Below are 16,506 nucleotides of genomic sequence, written 5' to 3'. Positions count from 1 at the left end.
ATATAAAAAGCTATAACGTATGTTATAGCTTTTTTGATTGTATTGGAAAGTTTATAAACTTTCCAATACAATCAAAACGTTCCACTATGGATGCGCACTCGCTTAAAAGGTATTTACCGCATAGCGGTATCGCTCGGCGCGGCAAAGTGTGCTTCACATGTGTATAAATTTTAAACGTAATAATATTAGAAGCACACTTTGATTTTAATATTGGAAAGTTTATTCCGCATAACCTGTTCTTTTTCTGCATAGACTGTAGAAAAAAACGGTGATTGCCATTGTTCGGAAAATGGTTTCAGGAACATTCCATTTTACCGGAAGAACTTGAACAGGATATGCCTTACATATATATTCTCGGTCACAAAACCATAAAAATACTGAATTACAGAAAAATACTCAGATACAGCCGGCAGGAAATGGTTCTTCTGCTTAAAGAACAGCGATTGCTGATTCAGGGTACAGATTTGAATATTGTCTATTTTAATGAAGATGAAATCTGTATCCGTGGACATATTGTTTCCATCATCTATCAGGGTGGGTGAAAGGTGTGGCTGTTTATGGAAAACCTGTTCCGATGGTTTAGAAGCTATCTGGTCTGCAGCTTTAAAGGCGGAGACCTGGAACGGCTCTTTAATATGTGCCGTCATCAGCATATCGAATGCTGGAATATGACCTTAGAAAAGGGATGCTGCCGCTGCAGGATCTGTCTCCGGGATTTCTGGAAAATACGATCTTTTATCAGAAAAACAAAAGTCCGTGTCCATATCGAAGAAAAGCACGGTTTCGCCTTTTTTCTTGTATTTTTACAAAAAAGAAAGGGCTTATGGATCGGCATGACCGGATGTATCCTGATGCTCTATTTCCTTTCCGCTCATATATGGAAGCTTGAATTTTACGGTAATTCCTATTATACAGATGAAAAGCTTTCAAAATATCTTTCAGAATATGAAAATATTCATCCCGGAATATGGAAACAGACAATTGACAGTCCTTCCCTCGAAGAAAATCTGCGGCTGACCTTTCCCGATATTTCCTGGATCTCTATACGGACCGAAGGGACATCGCTTATAGTATCCATGGAAGAAATGGTCAAATACGATGCGGAAACGGATTCAAGAGCTCTGCCGCGATACATTGTCGCGAAAAAAGACGGGGAGATTGTGTCGATGGTTACCAGAAGCGGCATCCCAAAAGTCGGTGTTAAAGACAAGGTATCAAAAGGGGATCTGCTCATCGACGGTATCAACGAGATAAAAGATGACAGTATGACCGTGACCGAAATACGGACGGTCGGTGCGGACGGTGACATTTATGCCGTCGTTACAGAAACTTATAATAAAACTTATGAATTTTTAAAAACCTGCAAAAAATATGAAAAACCCGTCTTCCGATGGACATTATCCATCGGAAATCAGTCCTTCACTTTCGGAAAAGGACCCGGATCCGATGAAAAAAATAAAACCTATGACCATTTTACGGAGATTTTCTGTTTATTTTCAGATATATATCTTCAGAAAGATCAATATATTTCTTTCGAGACCCTGCCTGAATGGATTTCCTCCGCTGCCTGCAAAAAACAGGCCGAAGATGAATTGTCCGATACAATTCGTGAATTCTCTGAAAAAGGGGTACAAATTCTTGAAAATAATGTTAAAATAGTAATGTATGAAAATCGGGCAGAAGCAAAAGGTAATTTTGTTTTAATTGAATCCATCGGTGAAAACAGCGAAACCCTTATGGATGAGGCCCAGAATGGTGAGATTGGAGAGACACATGAGTATAACAGAATCAATGATTGATGTTCCGGTTGAACATGCCCGGAATATTTTTGGACAATATGACCTCTTTATTAAAAAAATCGAACGCACACTGAACGTCACCATCATTGTGAGAGACAGTGCCATCAAAATTGTGGGAGATGCAGGGCATGTTGCCAAAGCCAAAAGTGTATTTTTAAATTTACTGGAGCTTTCCAAAAAAGGGGAGATGATCAGCGAACAAAATGTTGACTACGCCCTTTCCCTTTCCTTCGATGACAAGGAGTCTTCCATTGTCACACTGAATCAGGATATTATATGCCACACGATCAACGGAAAACCGATCAAGCCAAAGACGCTTGGCCAGAAAGCTTATGTGGATCAGATCCGCAATAAGATGATCGTATTCGGAATCGGACCTGCAGGTACAGGAAAAACTTATCTTGCTATGGCTATGGCCATCACTGCGTTCAAAAATAATGAAGTAAACCGGATCATTTTGACCCGTCCGGCTATTGAAGCAGGAGAGAAGCTTGGATTTCTTCCGGGAGACCTTCAGAGTAAGATCGATCCCTATTTGAGACCGCTTTATGATGCTTTATACGAAATCATGGGAGCAGAGGCCTATATGCGCAATATGGAAAAAGGACTGATCGAGGTCGCTCCTTTAGCCTACATGCGCGGACGTACACTGGATAACTCATTTATTGTTCTTGATGAAGCCCAGAACACCACACCGGCCCAGATGAAGATGTTCCTTACCCGTGTCGGGTTTGGTTCTAAAGTTATCGTCACCGGCGACCTGAGCCAGAAAGACCTTCCTTCCGGACAGAGTTCCGGTCTGGACGTGGCTTTAAAAGTGCTGAAAAACATTGATGATATCGGTATCAGCATGCTGTCCAACAAGGACGTTGTCCGTCACCCACTCGTTCAGAAGATCGTGAAGGCCTACGACGATTATGAGCATCGTACAGAACGGGTTTCCCGTATAAAAAAATCGAAAAGGAGTTGATATATTATGGCAATTCATATAGAATATGAAACGGAACTTTCCCTTGGCATTCCTTCAGAATCTATCATTACAAAGGTGATCGAAACAGCACTGGAACTGTACGAATGCCCTTATGAGGCGGAAGTTAATGTGATCTTAACAGATAATCCTTCCATTGCAGCTATTAATGAAGAATACCGGGACCTTGCAAAACCGACAGATGTCCTGTCTTTTCCTATGCTGGATTATGAGCACCCGGCAGATTTTTCGGTTGTAGAAGACATGTCTGCGGAAGACTGTTTTGACCCGGATTCGGGGGAACTTATACTCGGAGATATTATCATTTCCGTTGAAAAAGTCATTGAACAATCGGAAGCCTACGGTCATTCAAGAGAGCGGGAACTTGGCTTTTTAGTCGCTCACAGTATGCTGCATCTTTTTGGTTTTGATCATATGGAAGCGGATGAGAGAGAAGATATGGAAAAGCGTCAGGAGGAAATATTAAACCAACTGGGGTTGTATCGTTAAAAAATACATAAGAAAAAGGAGCTAACCTACATGAAAAAGAAATTCATTCTATTTCTCTTCACTGTGACATTTTTGTTCTGTCTGACATCCTGCGGCGGCAAAAAGGAAACAACAGCCCAGACCGAATCTGAAACTCAGGCAGAGGAGACAAAAAAGGCGGAAACGAAGAAAGAAACGGAAGAAACCCTCGCCGAAGGACAGATGTACAGTTACCTTACAGGCGAACCGGTAGAGCAGGCGATCGGAAACAAACGTCCCTTTGCCATTATGATCAACAATATCGAGGATGCCATACCTCAGAGCGGTATCAGTCAGGCTGAGATCCTGTATGAATGTCTTGTTGAGTATAATATTACACGTCTGTTGTGCGAATTTCAGGACATTGAGCATCTGAACAAAGTAGGATCTGTACGAAGCGCACGCCATTATTATATGGATCTGGCTTCGGATGATTCAGCTATTTTTACCCATTTCGGTCAGTCGATCTTCGCCGAAGAACGTATTAAAAACGGCTACCCGACCATCAGCGGTCTTTCCGGCTACAGTGAATCCGTATTCTGGCGTTCTGATGATCGCCCGGCACCACATAACGTTTATACATCGAAAGACGGTTTAAATGCAGGTCTGTCTGCAACCGGCATCAGCCGTGATTATCCGGCGAATTATGAAGGACGCTTAAACTTCTTTACTTCGGATACGGTTCCCGAAGAGGGGGATGATGCATGGAAAGTGACCATGCCTTTTGAATACAATAAGCCATGGTTCGAATATCACGAAGATGACGGTCTTTATTACCGTTTTCAGTATGGCGGTCCCCACATTGATGCGGAAAACAATGAACAGTTAACGTTCAAGAATCTCATCATACAGTATGCAGACCGAAGCGTCATCAGTGAACAGGATCATCAGGACTATACACTGATCGGAAAAGGCACCGGTCTTTTGATCACCAACGGCAAGGCCGTAAAAATACTCTGGGAACGCCCTTCAGAATCTGATGTAACGAAATATTACTATGAAGATGGTTCACCTGCTTATCTGAACAGAGGAAAATCCTATATTTCTGTAGTACCTTCAGAAACAGCAGTTTCCTGCACAGCAAAATAGGAGAGAGGTGTTCTATGGACAGCAGTAAAACAAAAACCGGCAGGAACCTGGTAGTTCAGGGAAGTATTCTGGCCCTTGCCTCCATTATCGTGCGTTTGATCGGTATTGTCTACCGTATCCCGCTGACCAATATTGTTGGAAATGAGGGTATGGGCTATTACGGCTTCGCGTTCGAAGTGTACCAGATTCTTGTCATTCTCTCAACAAGCGCCATACCTGTTGCTGTATCCAAACTGACAGCAGCGCGGGTAGCAAAGCGCGAATATAAAAATGCCCAGCGGATCTTCCGCTGTTCGATTATTTTTGCCGCTGTACTCAGCGGTACACTGGCACTGATCACCTTTGTCGGTGCCCGCCAGATTTCTTCGTTTATGTTCGGCGGCATAACAGAAGTCGCACCTGCCCTCAGAGTACTGGCACCTACCGTATTTGTCTGTGCCGTTATGGGTGTATTCCGCGGATATACACAGGGTCTTGGCAACATGGCACCTACCGGTTTATCTCAGGTTGTTGAACAGATTTTCAACGCTATCGTTTCCGTTGCAGCCGCAGCCATTCTGATTTCCAGAGGGGCCGCTTACGGTGCAGCCGGCGGAACGATGGGAACCTTCATGGGTGCCGTTTCAAGTCTTGTATTTTTATACTTTGTATACTCAGCCAACCGCAAAGGGTTAAATCAGCGGATGAAAAAGGATCCGACAAAAAAACTGATGGAAGACAAAGAGATTTATCGTCTCATCGGACTGACCGTTATTCCATTAATACTGACATCAACCATCTATCAGATCAGCAGTCTTTTAGATTCAGCCCTGTTCAGTAATATTTTAAAGGCCATCGGCTATCAGTCCTCCTTTATCAGTTCCCTTTACGGTATTTACAGTTCAAAATACCAGCTGCTCATCAATCTTCCTTTAGGCATCACTTCCGCATTGTCTGTTGCCATGATGCCGGGAATTGCAGGAGCAATTGCCCTGAATCGTAAAGATCAGGTAAGAGAACAGATGGATATGGTTATTCGAATGACCATGCTGATCGCCATTCCGTGTGCTGTCGGTGTGGCTGTGATGGGCGGACCGATCATGCAGATGTTATTCAATGACTCCACTACACTTCCCGGAAGAATGCTGATCGTAGGTGCAGTGACGATTATTTTTTATGCACTTTCGACACTGACTTCGACGATTTTGCAGGCAAGTAATCATATGCGTGTACCGGTGATCAACGCGGCGATCTCTCTCGGTGTGCACATTGTATTCACCGTTGTTCTGCTTGCTTTTGCAAACTTACATATTTTTGCCTTAATTTACGGAAATATTGTCTTTTCCTTCTGTATGTGCGTTCTGAATCTGCGTTCACTGTCAAAACTTATCGATTACAGACTGGATATACAGAAAATGTGCGGTGCAACCTTTGTTGCTTCCGTCATTATGGGTGTTGTGACATTTTTAGTTTATAAAGGATGCATCTATGTGATTCATTCAAACATTCTGTCCACCCTGATCGCTATTATCATTGCAGTGGTTGTGTACGCTCTCTTTATGGTACTGACCCGCGGTGTGACAGAAGATGAACTTTATATGTTCCCGAAAGGCGAGACGCTGGTTCGCATTTTATACCGTATGCATCTTTTATAAGAGATGTTGTATAAAAAAATAGAAATAAGCAGATACTTGTTTCAAAGAGGTGGAATCCATCATGAAACGAAAAAGTATCTGCTTATTTTTATGGCTGCTGCTCATCGGTCTGTCCTACGGCGGCGGATATCTATGTATGGCATGGCCCCTGTCCCAGTCCAAAGTCGTCGGTGAACCGGAAATTATTCCCGTAACCGCCGGAAAAGAAAATTTTATCCTGCCCGGCACAAAGCTTATTCTGGAGACCGTTAATTTAAAAACAGGGGAAACAAGGTCGGAGTCCGGTCCCATGCCCTCTGTTTATCTCGGCCTCGAACGACAGGAACTTGTTTCCCTATTAAAAAACTATATGACCGATATGCCCATCAAAGAACGGGAACAGGGCCTTGTCCGTTATGATCTTTTATCCTACTCCCAAAAAGAGGTCGTTTTGAAGAAATATTATTATCCGGATGAAAACTTTCATAAATACTATATTATTTATAAACAGGGCCGGTTAACCGTCTATTACAGTGATCGAAAAACCGTTCTCGATTATCCGGATATATCCTTTAAAGACCTGCCCTTTGATATTCAATGCCGGCTGCTGACCGGTTTTGAGGTTAAGGATGAGAATGAACTCTACAGTTTTTTACAAAACTATTCAAGCTGATGCATAAGAGGGCTTTCACGAATGAAAAGATTGTGTTATGATGTTAGTTATCTATGTGCATCATTTTAACATTTTAGGAGCGTAAAGTGATAATGAAATCGGATATTATCGTTATTGGAGGCGGAGCTTCCGGTCTTGCTGCCGCAGTGACGGCGGCAAGAAAGGGTGCCGGAGTTACTATTCTGGAACGCATGCCCCGCATTGGAAAAAAACTGCTCGCCACAGGCAATGGCAGATGCAATTATACAAACAGATTTATGGACATCGGATGCTATCACAGCCGCAATCTGGCTTTTGTCTCCCATGTCCTTGAGACTTTTACATGGAAAGACACAGAAGATTTCTTCAGCGGACTCGGTATCCTTCCAAAAGCAAAAGAGGGCTATGTATACCCGAATTCTATGCAGGCTGCCTCGGTACTGGATGCCCTTCGCTTTGAACTTGAACGGCTCGGGGTAAACATCGTCACCGACTGCCATGTGACCGAAATCCGGCCAAAGAGAAAAGGATTTCAGGTTCTGTGCAAAGAAAAATCCTTTCACTGCCGGCGGGTCATTCTCGCCTGCGGCGGGAAAGCTTCCGAAAAGCTCGGCTCTGACGGCAGCGGCTATGAATTATGCCGAAAGCTCGGTCTCTCAATAGTACCGGTCGTTCCTGCACTTACCGGACTTAAAGTAAAAGAAAAGTATTATAAAGCCCTTTCCGGTATCCGCACCGAAGGAAGTGTCACTTTGTATATTGACGGCAAAAAGACAGACTGCCATACAGGTGAACTCCAGCTTGCCGATTACGGCATATCCGGAATTCCTGTGTTCCAGTTCAGCGGACAGGCTGCCTACGGGCTTTTAAATCACCGGAAAGTGACATGTGAACTGGATTTCTTCCCGGAATGGGATATTGAAAAGCTAACTACTTTCCTGAACAGACGGTTCAAGCACTTTATAGGCCAGTCTCCGGAAGTTTTTGAGACCGGACTTCTGAACCGCAAACTCATTCATGAGTGTATGAAACTGGCCTGCCAGAATGAAAAACGAACATTTCCGGACATGAGCGCACTGGCACATATTCTCAAACATTTTCCGGCGACGGTTACAGAAAGCCGGGGATTTGATTTTGCCCAGGTCTGTGCCGGAGGCGTGGATCTGTCAGAGATCGATCCGAGCACCTGTGAGTCTGTAAAATATCCTGGTCTTTATATCACAGGTGAACTTTTAGACGCCGATGGTATATGCGGCGGTTACAACCTTCAATGGGCATGGGCTACCGGTTCTGTTGCCGGAAATCATGCCGGAAAGGAATATTATGATACGAATAGGCCAAATTAAAATATCCTACCGGGAAGGCGATCAGGCTGTTCTCCGACATACATTAAAAAAAATACATATAAACGAAAAAGAAGTGGTCAGCTGGCGGATCTTCAAAAAATCCATCGATGCCCGAAAAAAAGAAGCCATCATGGCCGTTTACACCGTTGACCTTGAATTAAAACATGAAAACAGTTTTTTAAAACGAAATAAAAACCCGAATATAAAGAAAATCGAAAAGGAAACTTATCATTTTCCCGATGCCGGCGAAACACCTTTAAATAAACCGGTGATCATCGTGGGCAGCGGTCCTGCCGGACTTTTCTGCGGTCTGATGCTTTCACGTTACGGTTACCGGCCGATTCTTTTAGAGCGGGGGCAGGATGTGGACGCCCGACAGCAGACTGTAAATCATTTCTGGGAAACGGGTCAATTTGATCCCGAATCCAACGTCCAGTTCGGAGAGGGCGGGGCGGGAACCTTTTCAGACGGTAAACTCAACACCCTTGTTAAAGACCCTTACGGCAGACACCGGAAAGTCCTTGAGATTTTTACAGAATTCGGAGCCGATCCGGAGATCACCTATGTGAATAAACCCCACATCGGCACCGATGTCCTTTGTCATATTGTCAGAAATATACGTGAAGAGATAAAAAATCTCGGCGGCGACGTCCGTTTTCATTCGAAGGTCACAGATATTAAAATAGAGGACGGGCGCATCCACTCTGTCTGCATTAATGACCGTCAATGGCTCGAATGTGAATGTCTTGTGCTGGCTGTCGGCCACAGTGCCCGGGATACTTTTGCCATGCTGAAAAATCATGATCTCCCGATGACGGCTAAATCTTTCGCGATCGGTGTGCGTATTGAACATCCGCAGAAGATGATCAATCTTTCTCAGTACGGTCTTGAAAATGACAAGATTCTCGGAAGTGCGCCTTATAAACTGACCCACACCACATCAGGCGGCCGGGGTGTTTATACCTTCTGCATGTGCCCTGGCGGCTACGTGGTCAATGCCTCTTCTGAAGAAGGTGGGACTGTTGTCAACGGCATGAGCTATCACGGACGGGATTCGGACAATGCCAACAGTGCGGTCATTGTCACCGTGACGCCCGATGATTTTCCGTCAGAAGATGTGCTTGCCGGTATGGAATTTCAGAGAATATGGGAACATAAAGCGTTTATGGCCGGTCAGGGAAAAGTGCCGGTTCAGCTTTTCAAAGACTTCTGTGAAGGAAAGGTTTCTTCCGGCTATGGTCAGGTCCGGCCTGTTCATAAGGGTGACGTTACTTTTGCAGATATCAATCAATGTCTTCCGCCTTATGTGTGTGAGAGCCTGAAAGAGGGCATCACCGCATTCGGACAGAAGATTAAGGGATATGACCGCCCGGATGCTCTTTTATCCGGAGTTGAAACCCGGACGTCTTCCCCTGTACGTATGGAACGGAATTCGGAATTTCAGTCCGAAATCGGCGGCATCTATCCCTGCGGTGAGGGGGCCGGATATGCCGGCGGCATCACATCCGCAGCTATGGACGGACTTCGCATTGCGGAAGCGATCCGGAAGCATTACCGTCCAATAAATTCATTGACGAATAGATAACTGGAGGAATTATACATGTGTGATAGAGCTTCTTTGAAGCATAAAAAACGAATTGTCATTAAAGTCGGTTCATCATCTCTTGTACATGAAGAGACAGGTATGATGGACCTGTTCAAACTGGAACAGCTTGTCCGCATCCTGTGCGATCTGAGGAATCAGGGAAAGGAAGTTATTCTTGTTTCATCCGGTGCGATCGGTGCCGGAAGAAAAGTACTCGGTTTAAATAAGCGGCCTTCGTCCCTGCCTGTAAAACAGGCATGTGCCTCTGTGGGACAGGGCGCACTTATCGCTCTTTATCAGCGTTTATTTAACGAATATCATCAGATCAGCTCTCAGATTTTAATGACAAAACATACGATCATCCGCGAAAAAAGTCTCTTTAATGCGCGAAACACTTTTGATCAGCTTTTAGATATGGGTGTCATCCCGATCGTCAACGAAAACGACACCGTATCAACAGATGAGATTGAATTCGGTGATAATGATACCTTATCGGCCGTAGTAGCCGCTCTGGTCAGCGCGGATTTACTTATTCTCATGTCGGATATCGACGGACTTTATACGGACGATCCAAATAAAAATCCAAATGCACGTTTTATTGAATGTGTATACAAAATCGATAAAAGTCTTTATGATATGGCGAAAGGTGCCGGAAGTGATTTTGGAACCGGCGGCATGGTCACAAAAATTGATGCGGCACGGATCGCAACAGATTCCGGCTGTGACATGATCATTTCCAACGGAAAAGATTTCCGCACGATCCACGATATTATCGAAGGAAAAAATATCGGAACCCTTTTCCTTGCCCATAAAAACGAAGATTTTGACTTAAAAAGCTACATTGAGGAGGGAAAAAGACATTGATTACCGAAAAAGATATCGCAAGAATTAATGAATTATATAGAAAATCAAAATCCCCTGAGGGTCTGACACCGGAAGAGAAGGAAGAACAGGCCGAACTTCGAGGACGCTACATTGCCTCTGTCCGCCAGAACCTTAAAGGTCAGCTGGATACAATTAAAATTCAGAAAGAGGACGGCACGCTCATTGATCTAAAAAAACGCCATCAGGAAAAATATGGAAACTAAAAAAGAACTTCGATCCCATATGACCTTTCTTCGCAATCAGATTCAAAAAGAAGAAAGACACCTTCTTTCGGAAAGGATATTTGACCGGCTCTGCCAAAGCAGGATCTATCTTGAATCCCCGGTCATTTACTCTTACGTAAGCTTTAGAAGTGAAGTGGACACGACCCGCTTTAACGAGAGAGTATTAAAAGACGGCAAACAGCTGGCACTCCCCAAAGTAGTTTCTAAAACCGACATGGAATTTTTCTTCGTCGAAGATGTCAGCCGGCTTGTCCCGGGTTACATGGGTATTATGGAACCTGCACCTCTGCATCCCGCAAAGCCTTCAGAAAAATGTCTGATGGTGCTTCCCGGTCTTGCCTTTGACCGCGGATTCGGAAGACTTGGCTATGGCGGCGGCTATTATGACCGGTATGTGAACAGGTACACCCATCATTTTTACCGCTGCGGTATCTGCTATGATCTTCAGCTCATACCGGAAGTTCCGAGAGAATCCCATGATCTTTTGATGGATTACATTGTGACCGAATATAATTTACTGGAAAGGATGAATCAACATGATGCTTGAAACATTAGGAATCAACGCCAAAAAAGCAGAACGCGAATTATTGAAACTCAATACAACAACAAAAAATGACTGTCTCAAAGCTGTAGCTGAGGCTCTGACCTGCTCCAGCCAAACGATTCTTGAAGCCAATGCTCTGGATGTAGCGATTGCCCGTGAAAAAGGTATGAAAGAATCTCTTGTAGACCGTCTTGCCCTGACTGACAGCCGTATCGCATCTATGGCCGAAGGTCTCACTTCCCTGATCGCTCTTGAAGATCCGATCGGAGAGATACTCGAAGCAAAGATCCGTCCAAACGGTCTTGAAATCGGCAAAAAAAGAGTACCTCTCGGTGTCATCGGCATTATCTACGAATCCCGTCCGAACGTCACAGCCGATGCTTTCGGTCTCTGCTTTAAAACAAGCAATGCGGTCATCTTAAAAGGCGGCAGTGATGCCATCCATTCAAACAAAGCCATCGTGGATATTATCCGCCGGGCCCTTGAAGAAAAGGGCGTCACTCCGGATGCGATCCAGCTTGTGGAAGATACAAACCGTGAGACAGCCAAACAGCTGATGCGCATGAACCAGTATCTGGACGTTCTCATTCCGAGAGGAAGTGCCGGACTCATCCGCACAGTTGTAGAAAACAGTACCGTCCCTGTTATCGAGACAGGTACAGGAAACTGCCATGTTTATGTGGATGCCTCCGCAGATATTGATATGGCTGTCAACATTATCGATAATGCAAAAACACAGCGCACCGGTGTATGCAACGCCTGCGAATCCCTTGTCATCCATAAGGATATCGCAGACCGGGTCCTTCCGGCTATATGCGACCGTTTGTTTAAGAAAAATGTAGAGATCCGCGGAGATGAAAACTGCTGCCGGTTAAACGCTAAGATCATCCCGGCAACAGAAGAGGACTGGGGCCAGGAATATCTGGACTATATTTTATCCGCTAAGATCGTTAACAGCCTGGATGAGGCGATTGAACATATTAACCGCTACAACACAAAACATTCCGAAGCCATCATCACATCCGACTATGATAACGCCCGTCGTTTTCTTGAAGAAATTGACGCCGCTGCCGTGTATGTCAATGCGTCAACACGTTTCACCGACGGATTTGAATTCGGTTTCGGAGCAGAGATCGGCATAAGTACCCAAAAACTTCATGCCCGCGGCCCGATGGGTCTTAAGGAACTGACAACAACCAAATATATTATTTACGGCAATGGTCAGGTCCGTCCATAAAACAGGAGGAAACTATGTTAACAGAACATCTTACAGAAGCCGAACGTCAGTATTATTATATGGATCAATGCCATCAGTGGGTGACCAGCCAGGAAGAAAAGCTTGGGCGCCCTTTAACCGCATCCGTCATTACTTTCGGCTGCCAGATGAATGCCAGAGATTCAGAAAAACTGACAGGAATTCTTGAAAAGATCGGTTACACAATGATTGATTCAGAAAAAGCCGATTTTGTCATTTACAATACATGTACCGTCCGCGAAAATGCCAATATGCGTGTTTACGGACGTCTTGGTCAGATGAAACAGATCAAAAAGAAAAATCCGGAAATGTTTATTGCCCTGTGCGGCTGTATGATGCAGGAACCGGAAGTCGTCGAAAAATTAAAAAAGAGCTACCGGCATGTGGATCTTATTTTCGGCACCCACAACATCTTTAAATTTGCCGAACTTGTTTACCGTCGGATCACAGAGGGTAAAATGGTCATCGATATCTGGAAAGATACGGACCAGATCGTTGAGGATCTTCCGAATGAACGTAAATATCCTTTTAAAACAGGTATCAATATTATGTTCGGATGTAATAATTTCTGCAGTTACTGCATCGTTCCTTATGTGCGCGGAAGAGAGCGGAGCCGCCAGCCGGAAGACATTATCCGTGAAATAGAAAATGCTGTGGCAGACGGTGTTGTTGAAGTCATGCTTCTCGGACAAAATGTCAATTCTTACGGAAAAACATTAGAGCAACCCCTCAGTTTTGCCGAACTTCTTCGACGGATCTGTCGGATTGACGGATTAGAGCGGGTTCGCTTTATGACATCCCATCCAAAGGATCTGTCCGATGAACTGATTCAGGTCATGGCCGAAGAGCCAAAAATCTGCCGTCATCTTCATCTTCCCCTTCAGTCGGGCAGTAGTGACATCTTAAAAAAGATGAACCGTCGGTACACAAAAGAAGATTATTTAAAACTTGTTGACAAACTGCGCCGTGCCTGCCCGGATATTTCCCTGACAACAGATATCATTGTGGGATTTCCGGGAGAGACAGAAGAAGATTTCCTTGAGACACTGGATGTTGTCGAAAAAGTCGGCTACGACAGTGCCTATACATTTATTTATTCCAAACGCACAGGTACACCGGCGGCCGTCATGGAAGACCAGATCCCTGAGGATGTGGTTAAAGACCGGTTTAACCGCCTTCTTGAAAGGGTTCAGACCATTGCGGCCAGAGTGTGCAGCCGCCATGAAGGAACCGTCCAGGATGTCCTTGTCGAAGAGGTGAATCATCAGGATCCATCCCTTGTCACAGGAAAAATGAGTAACAATATCGTTGTTCATTTTAAAGGCGATGCCTCCCTGATCGGAAAAATCGTGCCTGTACACCTTACTTCTTGTAAAAATTTTTATTATATGGGAGAATCCGTAAAAAATAACTAAAAATCAGATTTTGTTCCGAGGCGAATTAGAACAATTTGACAAAATCCATTTTTTAAGAAAAAAAGTGTTTATTTTTTCGCCGGAGTGTGCTAATCTATACACGAAGTCGAACAAAGGTGTTCTCTATTCGTGGAGAGCACCTTTTTTTAATCATAGGAAGAATAATAGGGCTATGATTTATCAAATTTAATGATAGAGGAGAGGAATTATCATGACAAAGAAGATTGATGTGGCAGAAATTTTTGGTTCAGATGTTTTTGATGACGCTACCATGAAAGAAAGACTCCCAAAGAAAATTTACAAAGAATTAAAACAGACAATTGCCGTCGGCGGAGAACTTGACAGCCATGTAGCTGAAGTCGTTGCCAACGCTATGAAAGACTGGGCGATTGAAAAAGGTGCAACCCACTACACACACTGGTTCCAGCCTTTAACAGGAATTACTGCTGAAAAACATGATGCTTTTATTACACCGACAGATGACGGTGGTGTTATTCTCGAATTTTCCGGTAAGGAACTGATCAAAGGTGAACCTGATGGTTCCTCCTTCCCATCTGGCGGACTTCGTGCAACATTTGAAGCCAGAGGCTATACCGCATGGGATTGTACATCTCCGGCATTCGTACACGAATCACCGAGCGGCACATCCGTTCTTTGCATTCCTACAATTTTCTGTTCCTACACAGGTGAAGCACTTGACAAAAAAACACCTCTGCTTCGTTCCATGGAAGCATTAAATGTTCAGGCACTTCGTCTTATCCGTGCATTTGGCGATACAGAAGCACAGAGAGTAACCACAAGTGTCGGTCCGGAACAGGAATATTTTCTCGTTGACAAAGATACATACAATCAGAGAGAAGACCTGATCTTTGCAGGACGTACACTGTTCGGCGCACCTGCTCCTAAAGGACAGGAACTGGATGACCACTATTTCGGAAGCATTAAAGAACGTGTATCCGCATACATGAATGATATCAATGAAGAACTCTGGAAGCTGGGTGTAACAGCAAAAACACAGCACAATGAAGTTGCACCGGCACAGCATGAGCTTGCTCCGATCTACAATACAACAAACATTGCAACCGATCATAACCAGCTTGTTATGGAAACAATGAAGAAAGTGGCTCTTCGCCACAATCTTGTATGCCTGCTCCATGAAAAACCATTTGCAGGCATCAACGGTTCCGGTAAACACAACAACTGGTCCATGTCTACAGATACAGGTGTGAACCTGCTTGATCCGGGTACAACACCACATCAGAACAAACAGTTCCTGCTGATCTTATCTGCCATCCTTAAAGCAGTTGATGAATATGCACCATTACTCCGTGAATCTGCTGCAAATCCAGGAAACGATCACCGTCTCGGTGCGAACGAAGCGCCTCCGGCAATCATTTCTATCTTCCTCGGAGAACAGCTTGAAGACGTATTAAATCAGTTATGTGAAAAGGGCGAAGCTACATCCAGTAAGATGGGCGGAAAATTAGATGTGGGCGTTTCCACAGTTCCTTCCTTCATGAAAGATGCAACAGACCGTAACCGTACATCACCGTTTGCTTTCACAGGCAATAAATTTGAATTCCGTATGGTTGGTTCCACAGCTTCCATCGCTGACCCAAACACCGTACTCAACACAATCGTTGCAGAAACATTAAGCCAGGCTGCTGACGTACTTGAAGCTTCTGACGATCCGATCATGGCTGCACATGACCTTACAAAACAGTGGATCGGCGAACATATCCGTATTATCTTCAACGGCAATGGATACTCTGATGAATGGGTGGAAGAAGCAGAACGCAGAGGTCTTCCAAACATTAAAAACATGGTGGATGCACTTGAATGCCTGACAGAAGAAAACACTATCGCTCTCTTCGAAAAACACAAAGTTTTGACAAGAGTCGAGTTAACATCCCGTCAGGAAGTCGGCTACGAAACATACGCAAAAGCAATCAATATCGAAGCACGCACAATGATCGATATGGCTAAGAAACAGATCGTTCCTGCAGTTATCAAATATACAACAACGGTTGCCCAGTCCGTTGCCGCAGTCAAAGCTGTCGGAGCAGATGCATCGGTTCAGGAAAAATCCCTTGCAGAAATTTCCGCAAACCTTGTTGCTTTAAATGAAGCACTTTCAAAACTTGAAGATGCAACAAACAAAGCTGCTGCCATTGAAGATCCAAAAGCTCAGGCTATTGCTTACCGCGATGAAGTTTTCACAGCTATGGCAGATCTTCGTACACCGGCAGATGCTCTCGAAATGCTTGTTGATAAAGACGTATGGCCTTTCCCAACATATGCAGACTTACTGTTTAATGTATAATTTCGCAGGATCATAGGAATAAATAGAAATAAAGGACACAAATTAAGCTCCCGGACAGTTGTTTCGGGAGCTTTTTATTTCGGGAGTTTTTCATATAAATAGTGTTTAATCCGGTATATTTCTATCCGGAATATTCGGTATGAGATGCAATGTCCCCTTTGCAAGAATGGAATCAATAATTTCCTGGGGGAGTTCATGAATGGATTTCGGAAATGTCTCCGGAGTCGTATAATCCTGAAGGGACCGGGATAAAATAGCCGTGTCATGCCATTCTCCCAGTT

General features: G+C 44.2%; 15 protein-coding genes. All 15 read left to right on the top strand.

What is annotated here, in order from left to right; genetic code table 11:
- Positions 1–278: 278 nt before the first annotated feature.
- The 15 genes from QZZ35_RS04540 to QZZ35_RS04470 all read left to right on the top strand — a co-directional run bounded on the left by QZZ35_RS04540 (position 279) and on the right by QZZ35_RS04470 (position 16,225).
- Positions 279–542, top strand: a complete 264-nt coding sequence (locus QZZ35_RS04540; protein ID WP_291233729.1) for a YabP/YqfC family sporulation protein — start codon at positions 279–281, stop codon at positions 540–542.
- 3 nt (positions 543–545) lie between these two features.
- Positions 546–1,799, top strand: coding sequence for a sporulation protein YqfD (locus QZZ35_RS04535; protein WP_291236333.1), 1,254 nt, complete (start codon positions 546–548; stop codon positions 1,797–1,799).
- Positions 1,774–2,769 carry a PhoH family protein gene (locus QZZ35_RS04530; RefSeq protein WP_291236332.1) on the top strand — a complete coding sequence of 332 codons (996 nt, stop codon included), beginning with the start codon at positions 1,774–1,776 and terminating at the stop codon, positions 2,767–2,769. Before QZZ35_RS04535 ends, QZZ35_RS04530 begins: the two co-directional genes overlap by 26 nt.
- Before the next feature lie 6 nt (positions 2,770–2,775).
- Positions 2,776–3,276, top strand: a complete 501-nt coding sequence (gene ybeY, locus QZZ35_RS04525) for an rRNA maturation RNase YbeY (RefSeq protein WP_291236331.1) — start codon at positions 2,776–2,778, stop codon at positions 3,274–3,276.
- Positions 3,277–3,306: 30 nt separating this feature from the next.
- Positions 3,307–4,383, top strand: coding sequence for a DUF3048 domain-containing protein (locus tag QZZ35_RS04520; protein ID WP_291236330.1), 1,077 nt, complete (start codon positions 3,307–3,309; stop codon positions 4,381–4,383).
- A gap of 14 nt (positions 4,384–4,397) precedes the next feature.
- Entirely contained in the window at positions 4,398–6,017 is a 1,620-nt protein-coding gene (locus QZZ35_RS04515; protein WP_291236329.1) for a putative polysaccharide biosynthesis protein, read from the top strand.
- A 61-nt stretch (positions 6,018–6,078) separates the two neighbouring features.
- Positions 6,079–6,669: a hypothetical protein gene (locus QZZ35_RS04510; protein WP_291236328.1), complete on the top strand. Its 591-nt coding sequence runs from the start codon at positions 6,079–6,081 to the stop codon at positions 6,667–6,669.
- Positions 6,670–6,761: 92 nt separating this feature from the next.
- Entirely contained in the window at positions 6,762–7,994 is a 1,233-nt protein-coding gene (locus tag QZZ35_RS04505; protein WP_291236327.1) for an NAD(P)/FAD-dependent oxidoreductase, read from the top strand.
- A complete protein-coding gene (locus QZZ35_RS04500) occupies positions 7,972–9,579 on the top strand; it encodes an NAD(P)/FAD-dependent oxidoreductase (protein WP_291236326.1) in 1,608 nt (535 codons plus the stop codon). Before QZZ35_RS04505 ends, QZZ35_RS04500 begins: the two co-directional genes overlap by 23 nt.
- A 15-nt stretch (positions 9,580–9,594) precedes the next feature.
- Positions 9,595–10,443, top strand: coding sequence for a glutamate 5-kinase (gene proB, locus QZZ35_RS04495; protein ID WP_291236325.1), 849 nt, complete (start codon positions 9,595–9,597; stop codon positions 10,441–10,443).
- Positions 10,440–10,667 carry a DUF896 domain-containing protein gene (locus tag QZZ35_RS04490; protein WP_291233720.1) on the top strand — a complete coding sequence of 76 codons (228 nt, stop codon included), beginning with the start codon at positions 10,440–10,442 and terminating at the stop codon, positions 10,665–10,667. The genes proB and QZZ35_RS04490 overlap by 4 nt, the downstream gene beginning before the upstream one ends.
- A complete protein-coding gene (locus tag QZZ35_RS04485; RefSeq protein ID WP_291236324.1) occupies positions 10,657–11,235 on the top strand; it encodes a 5-formyltetrahydrofolate cyclo-ligase in 579 nt (192 codons plus the stop codon). Before QZZ35_RS04490 ends, QZZ35_RS04485 begins: the two co-directional genes overlap by 11 nt.
- Positions 11,219–12,469: a glutamate-5-semialdehyde dehydrogenase gene (locus QZZ35_RS04480; RefSeq protein ID WP_291236334.1), complete on the top strand. Its 1,251-nt coding sequence runs from the start codon at positions 11,219–11,221 to the stop codon at positions 12,467–12,469. The genes QZZ35_RS04485 and QZZ35_RS04480 overlap by 17 nt, the downstream gene beginning before the upstream one ends.
- A 14-nt stretch (positions 12,470–12,483) precedes the next feature.
- Positions 12,484–13,902 (top strand): tRNA (N6-isopentenyl adenosine(37)-C2)-methylthiotransferase MiaB, encoded by a 1,419-nt coding sequence (gene miaB / locus QZZ35_RS04475; RefSeq protein WP_291236323.1) that lies wholly within the window; start codon positions 12,484–12,486, stop codon positions 13,900–13,902.
- 211 nt (positions 13,903–14,113) lie between these two features.
- Entirely contained in the window at positions 14,114–16,225 is a 2,112-nt protein-coding gene (locus QZZ35_RS04470; RefSeq protein ID WP_291236322.1) for a glutamine synthetase III family protein, read from the top strand.
- Positions 16,226–16,506 lie beyond the last annotated feature (281 nt).

Source organism: Frisingicoccus sp. (assembly GCA_016298055.1).
GTDB lineage: Bacteria > Bacillota > Clostridia > Lachnospirales > Lachnospiraceae > Frisingicoccus.
This window is presented reverse-complemented; position numbering and strand designations above follow the sequence as displayed.

Bases quoted from the DNA above. Each gene is read 5' to 3' on its own strand.
- QZZ35_RS04530 (WP_291236332.1), top strand. From the start codon at position 1,774: ATGAGTATAACAGAATCAATGATTGATGTTCCGGTTGAACATGCCCGG.
- ybeY (WP_291236331.1), top strand. From the start codon at position 2,776: ATGGCAATTCATATAGAATATGAAACGGAACTTTCCCTTGGCATTCCT.
- QZZ35_RS04520 (WP_291236330.1), top strand. From the start codon at position 3,307: ATGAAAAAGAAATTCATTCTATTTCTCTTCACTGTGACATTTTTGTTC.
- QZZ35_RS04515 (WP_291236329.1), top strand. From the start codon at position 4,398: ATGGACAGCAGTAAAACAAAAACCGGCAGGAACCTGGTAGTTCAGGGA.
- QZZ35_RS04510 (WP_291236328.1), top strand. From the start codon at position 6,079: ATGAAACGAAAAAGTATCTGCTTATTTTTATGGCTGCTGCTCATCGGT.
- QZZ35_RS04505 (WP_291236327.1), top strand. From the start codon at position 6,762: ATGAAATCGGATATTATCGTTATTGGAGGCGGAGCTTCCGGTCTTGCT.
- QZZ35_RS04500 (WP_291236326.1), top strand. From the start codon at position 7,972: ATGATACGAATAGGCCAAATTAAAATATCCTACCGGGAAGGCGATCAG.
- proB (WP_291236325.1), top strand. From the start codon at position 9,595: ATGTGTGATAGAGCTTCTTTGAAGCATAAAAAACGAATTGTCATTAAA.
- QZZ35_RS04485 (WP_291236324.1), top strand. From the start codon at position 10,657: ATGGAAACTAAAAAAGAACTTCGATCCCATATGACCTTTCTTCGCAAT.
- miaB (WP_291236323.1), top strand. From the start codon at position 12,484: ATGTTAACAGAACATCTTACAGAAGCCGAACGTCAGTATTATTATATG.
- QZZ35_RS04470 (WP_291236322.1), top strand. From the start codon at position 14,114: ATGACAAAGAAGATTGATGTGGCAGAAATTTTTGGTTCAGATGTTTTT.